Below are 5,865 nucleotides of genomic sequence, written 5' to 3' on the forward strand. Positions count from 1 at the left end.
ATGGATTTTAAAGATGGCTGTGACATACTCCCACACTAAGCTGAAGCTATAGTGTAAGCTCTCTCGTTTCGCAGTCCCGGTACCCCGTCGGACTCCACGAGCTTTAAGGACGGAATGCCCTACCGCCCTATTTTTTATATTTATCGCTGCATTCCAGTCGCGGTCTATGACAATACCGCAATGCGGACAAGAATGAGTTCGTATGTTTAATTCTTTATCGACTTTTTTCCCACAATTTGAGCAATCTTGGCTGGTATTTTTGGGGTTCACTCCTATAGTCTTCTGTCCAGCATTTCCGGCTTTGACAGTCAAAATAGTTAGGAATTGTCCCCATCCAGCATCGTTAATTGATTTACTCAAACGAGTCTTTGCTAGCCCTTTTATATTTAAGTTTTCATGGGCGATAACTTCTGCTTTTGATAATAATTCATTGGCTGTTTTGAAGTGAAAATCTTTACGTCGATCGGCAATCTTTTTATGTTGTTTGGCTACAGCTAAAAGAGCTTTTAACCATCTTTTGCTTCCTTTCTTTTTACGGGATAAGCGTTTCTGTAGAGTCTTTAATCGCTGCTGAGATTTTCGATAGTATTGGGGTATGGGGACAGATTCTCCTTCACTTGTTACTAAGAATTCCTTCAACCCCATATCAATTCCCAGAGTGTTTTTTAATGTTGGTTCAACTTTAGTTGTTAAAGCTGGAACTGATTTGTCTTCTAGGGATAAAGTCACATAATAACCATCTGCTTTACGACTAATTGTTACTGTTTTAATTTGAAAACCTTCTGGTATTGGACGATGCTGAATTAACTTTACTTTTCCTATTTTGGGCAAATTAATTTGATTTCCTTCAATACAGTTAAGTTTGATTTGAGGATAAGTAAAACTGCGATAACGTCCTTTTCCTTTAAACCTTGGTTTCCCTAATTTATGTCCATTTTTGTCTGCTTTAAACCATCTATCAAAGGCAAGTTTTACCCGTTTTATGCAATCCTGCAGGACCTGAGAGTGAATTAGCTTGTATTCCGGAAACTTGTCTTTGGTATTGACCAAATCTCGTTTTTGAGAGTAATAATTTGGATTATCTCTTAGTTGAGGAATTGGCATCACTAAAGGGCAAGCGTTAACTGGACAACGGTTTTCTGACCACCATGAAAACCTTTCACCCAACCGATAGTTGTACTGCCGACGCAACAATTCCAACCACAATTGAATAGTGGCTATTTGTTCTTTGTTGGGCCTTAATTTATATTGGTAGGCAGTGCGCATGGTGGAAAATTTCTGGGGTTATTGCAATATCATAATACAAGTTTTTCAACTAAGGCGAAGATTTTTGCTGAGATATCATGCAAATTGAATCGGCATCGAACCCATTCAATTGTCCGCCGATTCATCTCACGCCAAATCACAGATTATGGCGTGAGGCTCAAGGGCGATCTAGCTAAATCGCCAATCATAGTCTAGAGGATGGGGAACAGGCAAAAAAATTTGGTGCGTCGAGCTGATTGTTTTTTCCTCTTTTTGGTTAGCTGCTTTCAGGATGTCATCCATGACTTGTCTAGAAATTTTCTTATCAGAAACAAGTCTTTGTATAGAGTTAAGCACTGTTGATGGATACACACCAGGCAAAGAAGTTATTAATTGCTCGAAGGTAGTAATATTCGTAGCGAGGGTTCTTAATATCCAAGAATCGACAGATTTTTCAAATTCTTGTATTTCAATATCTGTAATTGACTTCATTTGGTTAGTAAAATCCTTTCAACTTTCGAGTAGCTAATGAAACATCAGCAATATTAATAGCTCTTTCTTCAGGGGAAAATCGAGATTCTAACTCTTGTTGCCAAGCTTCAATAGCAATTTGTTGATTTTGCCAGGCATCAGCTATTGCCATATTAATTCTTTGTTTGACTGGAGTAAATTCCTGAATCTTGAGTGGAACTGTCCGCAGTGGTAAGTTTTCATCAAGCATTTGCAGGCGATCGACAAAATGATTTATATCTTCTTCTATCTGTTGTTTTGACGGTGTGGTAAAAGTAGCATAGGTATATAAATCAATGCCCAGTGTTAAAAATCTTTTCATCAGATTAAATTGCTGTTCAAATAGTTCTGGTTCAGCACGAGTATTAAATGCAAATGACTCGCTATTAAAACCTTTAAAACAGCAAACTCGACCATAGTTTTCATAAGTAGCAACAAGTTCAATATCTGCGTCTGAAAGAAATCGCCAAAAATAATCATTACTAAGATTATCATCAGACCAAAGATAAATTTGTTTTTCTAGTCCGCGACTTCTAAGTTCAGCCATCATCCAAGGTACCCATTCAGGAATAATATCTGGCTGGCCACCAGTTAGATCGATTATCGGAGGTGGGTTTGTTTGGCTAAGGTAGCGATCGATAAGCGTACTAGGACTTAACCATTCTGAATGATGGGGGTTTGCACTGAGCAACTCAAAAGGAACATAACAATACCAACAACGCCAGTTACAAGCAGCATTTTGAAAAACTTGCGATCGCATCATATCTGTTGATGGTAAACCTAATGCTTTGCAAGCTGGATCGATGGGTAAGGGGTTTGGAATCCAAGAATCCCCTAAATTTCGCCTAAAGTGTCTAATTCGTCCAACTCCGCCACAATTAGGTGGTTCGCTTAAATCTTTCTCTTGTTGAGTATTATGGAAATTGGTTATCAATAACTTCTTTTCAGGTAGATTGACAGATGCAGCCCGATAGCGACTTGATAAAGTGTCTGTATTAATAGGCATTACAACTTTTGTTCTTCCTTAGTTTTAGATGAACTTCTAGGATTTTTTTTTAATTGGTGCAACTTTTTCCCCATTTTCTGTAAGAAATGGCAATCTTTCGTTAATGTAAAGCATTATCAAGTTTGTGAAATATTCAATTTCTGTTACAGTCAAATCCCGACCTTGAGGAATTTGATGCCAATACTCAATACATTTCCGACAACAGCAAGCTGTAGCGTGTTGAGCATAATATATAGAGTTTCCTGAGTTTTCTTTTGGTGTTTGTCTACCTTCATTATAATTCTCTGTAGAACCAACAGATTTACTAATTCGCTGATAAACAGCTTCACGGAGTTTAATTTTTCCTTTTCTGCGAGCATGGTTAATAGCTTTCTGGTCAATTTCAAGATGCCAATAATAATGGCGTATTGTTTCATGTTTAAGAGCTGTAAAAGTATATTGAACGTCACTCAAGTCACGTTTGTGAACTCTTTCCCAATCGACCAGTTCAATACCACATTCGCGACATGAACCAAATGGCTGATTAACATTTTTCTTTCTTTGGTCTTGCTTGAAACAATGCAAATTATTTTGACAATCTGTGCTAGTACACTTAATTTTGAGGGGTTTTAGTTCCTTTTCTGCATTCCATTCGTCTGCCATAGTTTTTCAATCTCCTATTTACATCATTTTTTGAGTTTTTAAACATCAGATAGAGCCTGCATTAAGAGATTTCTATCTCCTTGATTGAGTTTTCCAAAGTTGATTTGTTCTAGCAGAATATCTCGCGCAATTTCCCAAGGGTCGGAAGAGTCTGCATCTTCTTTTTGTAAATTCATAGCAGCTCCCCACCAATTTTCTCCTTGCAAAGAAAGGCGAAATGCCATGTAATTTGCTAATGAAGATAATGAAACTTTTTCTATTGTTGCAACTTGAGGAACAACTTGCTTTAATCTCTCAATACTTTCTCTAGCATTATTGACACATAAATCGACCAACTCTTCAGCACGGCCATTGAGAATAATATGCCCGGCAAATCTACTCGCTGTTTTTTCTTCTGTAGAATTTCTTCTCTCTTCTGCTGTTTCACTCTCCTCAATAATCGTCCGCTCATCTAATTCTGGCTCTTGAGCTGTATGCCAAAGTTCATGGAGCAAATCGAAAAGCCAACGAGAAGTATAGTTATTTTGCTGTTTAAGTACGATAATATTACGACCCTGAATGCGCCAAAAAGCACCATGAAATGAACCAGAATCCTTTAATGGTAAAACTGGTATTCCCAAACTCCAAATGTACTGGAGAGTATGTTTAAAATCTAAACTGCCATAAGTAGAAATAATTGCTTCTCTAACTTGATTAGGATGAGTAGGAACTGGCTTTTTTGGTAAATCTGATGTACAATCAAATACCAAAAGTGCTAAATAATGAGCATAGACAGTATAGGCATTGAAACGTTTTTCATTAGCTCCTTTAGGCAATTTAAAACGTGCTGCTCCTATTGCTGCCGTATCTAGTTGAAGTGAATCAGAACTGAATATTTCAGCAGGTCTTAATCTGAATATTTTCTCCAAAACTGCTGCGATTTTTAAAGCTAAAACACTTGTTTCTTGGTCAGATAAATTATCTGCTTCTATCTTTTCAACTACAGCTTGAGGAATAAGTCTTCTGATGATAAAGTTGCGTTCAATTCCTACTTGCTTTAAACGACTAAACAGGGCTTTTAGTGAAACTTCAGAACTAGGTAAGAAAACATCTTCTGTTACCTGAACGCCGAGTATTTGGATTATCTCCCGTATTCTTGTTAAGCTAGCAGAAGCATATTCTGTTGCTTCATATCTTTGGATTTGTTGTTCTTTAAGATCGAGTCTTTCAGCTAATTCTTTCTGAGTTAAACCAGAGGCAATACGAGCTTTGATTAGAGCAGTAGGCAATTCATCTAATGAATGTAATTCAAGAATTTCTTGTTGACCAGATTTTAAGGCTTCATATTCCAATAACTCTTCACGAAGCTCGTTAAGCTGACTTTCTAAAGCTTCTTTTTGAGCTTTTAACAGAAGTGGATGAATTTCTTGAGTACTACCCAAATTTTGCGTTAGTTGTACCAATGCTTCTTCAAACTTTTTAGCTTGAGATTGGGTAACACGATATTGTTTTTCATTTTTAATCATGGTTGCCACCTACTCAAATCTATTGCAATAATGCCTTTCGGATTACCATTTCTATCAATCTGAAAAAATTCTAGAAAAGTATTTCCTACCCGATCTGCTCGAGAAGATGCTAGAAATAATTCCCCCAGGTACTTAATTTTCTGTGCTGCTCGTTTGTTATCAAATGTCAACAAAATTGGGTCAGATTCATATAAGAAATCAATATCTACTCCAGTAGTATCCCAACAAGCATCGAAATCTCCTGGAACCTCTTTTTTTGTAACAAAGCTGCCATCAATATAAATAGTTTGACATCCAGCTTTTGATAGAACGTCAATAGCAGACTTGAGTCCTTTAATTAGTCTCTGGCGATGTGGCGTAATTCCAAATCCCTCAACAAATTCAGGCCAAGTAGCCCAATGTATCCCTGGAGGCAAATTTCCGTCTTTATTTAATAATGGTATCATAACACAACTTTTTTGTTGTGTAGGCATTATACACAACTTTTTTGTTGTGTTGCAAATAAAAATTATCTGGAGAATTAGTGGCCAGTCGTCTCATGTAATATAACCATTTCAGGACTTACGCAAAGGCACTATTTATAGAGTCAAGTAACTGTTGGACAATAGTTTTGAGCGCTATATATAGCGTATCTGCGTAAGTCCTACATTTAATAGTAGGTGGCATTAATTTGTGTTTTTTTTATCCTCATCTTTTCTAATCAAATAGTCTAAATTCTTCAAACACAACAGAAAAACCATCTCCATCAGGAGAAGCACACATTAAACCAACTTGCAATTCATTTGACGTTGTCAAATAACCCAGTCTCAACAAACTATAACTCTCTCCATCCAGAGAATATTCTACTTCCACTGTTTCTCCACTCCGCTTTAACCGCAACCAAATACTTTCCGGGTTTTCCAGTAACGGCACCACTGACCAGTCAGAATATTCTCTAGTCACCACAGCACTCGCTTG

General features: G+C 37.1%; 7 protein-coding genes. All 7 read right to left on the bottom strand.

The genetic code is table 11. The features are described from left to right. On the bottom strand, positions 1-1,266 hold a 1,266-nt coding region (locus tag AC3DU7_RS22875; protein WP_488041597.1), incomplete at its 3' end, for an RNA-guided endonuclease InsQ/TnpB family protein. A 168-nt stretch (positions 1,267-1,434) separates the two neighbouring features. Beyond that, positions 1,435-1,737, bottom strand: coding sequence for a hypothetical protein (locus AC3DU7_RS22880; protein WP_488041598.1), 303 nt, complete (start codon positions 1,735-1,737; stop codon positions 1,435-1,437). Between the two features lie 4 nt (positions 1,738-1,741). After that, positions 1,742-2,761, bottom strand: coding sequence for a hypothetical protein (locus AC3DU7_RS22885; RefSeq protein WP_488041599.1), 1,020 nt, complete (start codon positions 2,759-2,761; stop codon positions 1,742-1,744). Between the two features lie 36 nt (positions 2,762-2,797). Beyond that, entirely contained in the window at positions 2,798-3,403 is a 606-nt protein-coding gene (locus AC3DU7_RS22890; RefSeq protein WP_488041600.1) for a DUF4186 family protein, read from the bottom strand. A gap of 38 nt (positions 3,404-3,441) precedes the next feature. After that, positions 3,442-4,908 carry a helix-turn-helix transcriptional regulator gene (locus tag AC3DU7_RS22895; RefSeq protein ID WP_488041601.1) on the bottom strand — a complete coding sequence of 489 codons (1,467 nt, stop codon included), beginning with the start codon at positions 4,906-4,908 and terminating at the stop codon, positions 3,442-3,444. Continuing rightward, a complete protein-coding gene (locus tag AC3DU7_RS22900; RefSeq protein WP_488041602.1) occupies positions 4,905-5,381 on the bottom strand; it encodes a DUF6932 family protein in 477 nt (158 codons plus the stop codon). The genes AC3DU7_RS22895 and AC3DU7_RS22900 overlap by 4 nt, the downstream gene beginning before the upstream one ends. Before the next feature lie 223 nt (positions 5,382-5,604). Next, the coding region (locus AC3DU7_RS22905) for a DUF1349 domain-containing protein (RefSeq protein ID WP_488041603.1) at positions 5,605-5,865 on the bottom strand (261 nt) is incomplete at its 5' end.

Source organism: Okeania sp., from assembly GCF_983059655.1.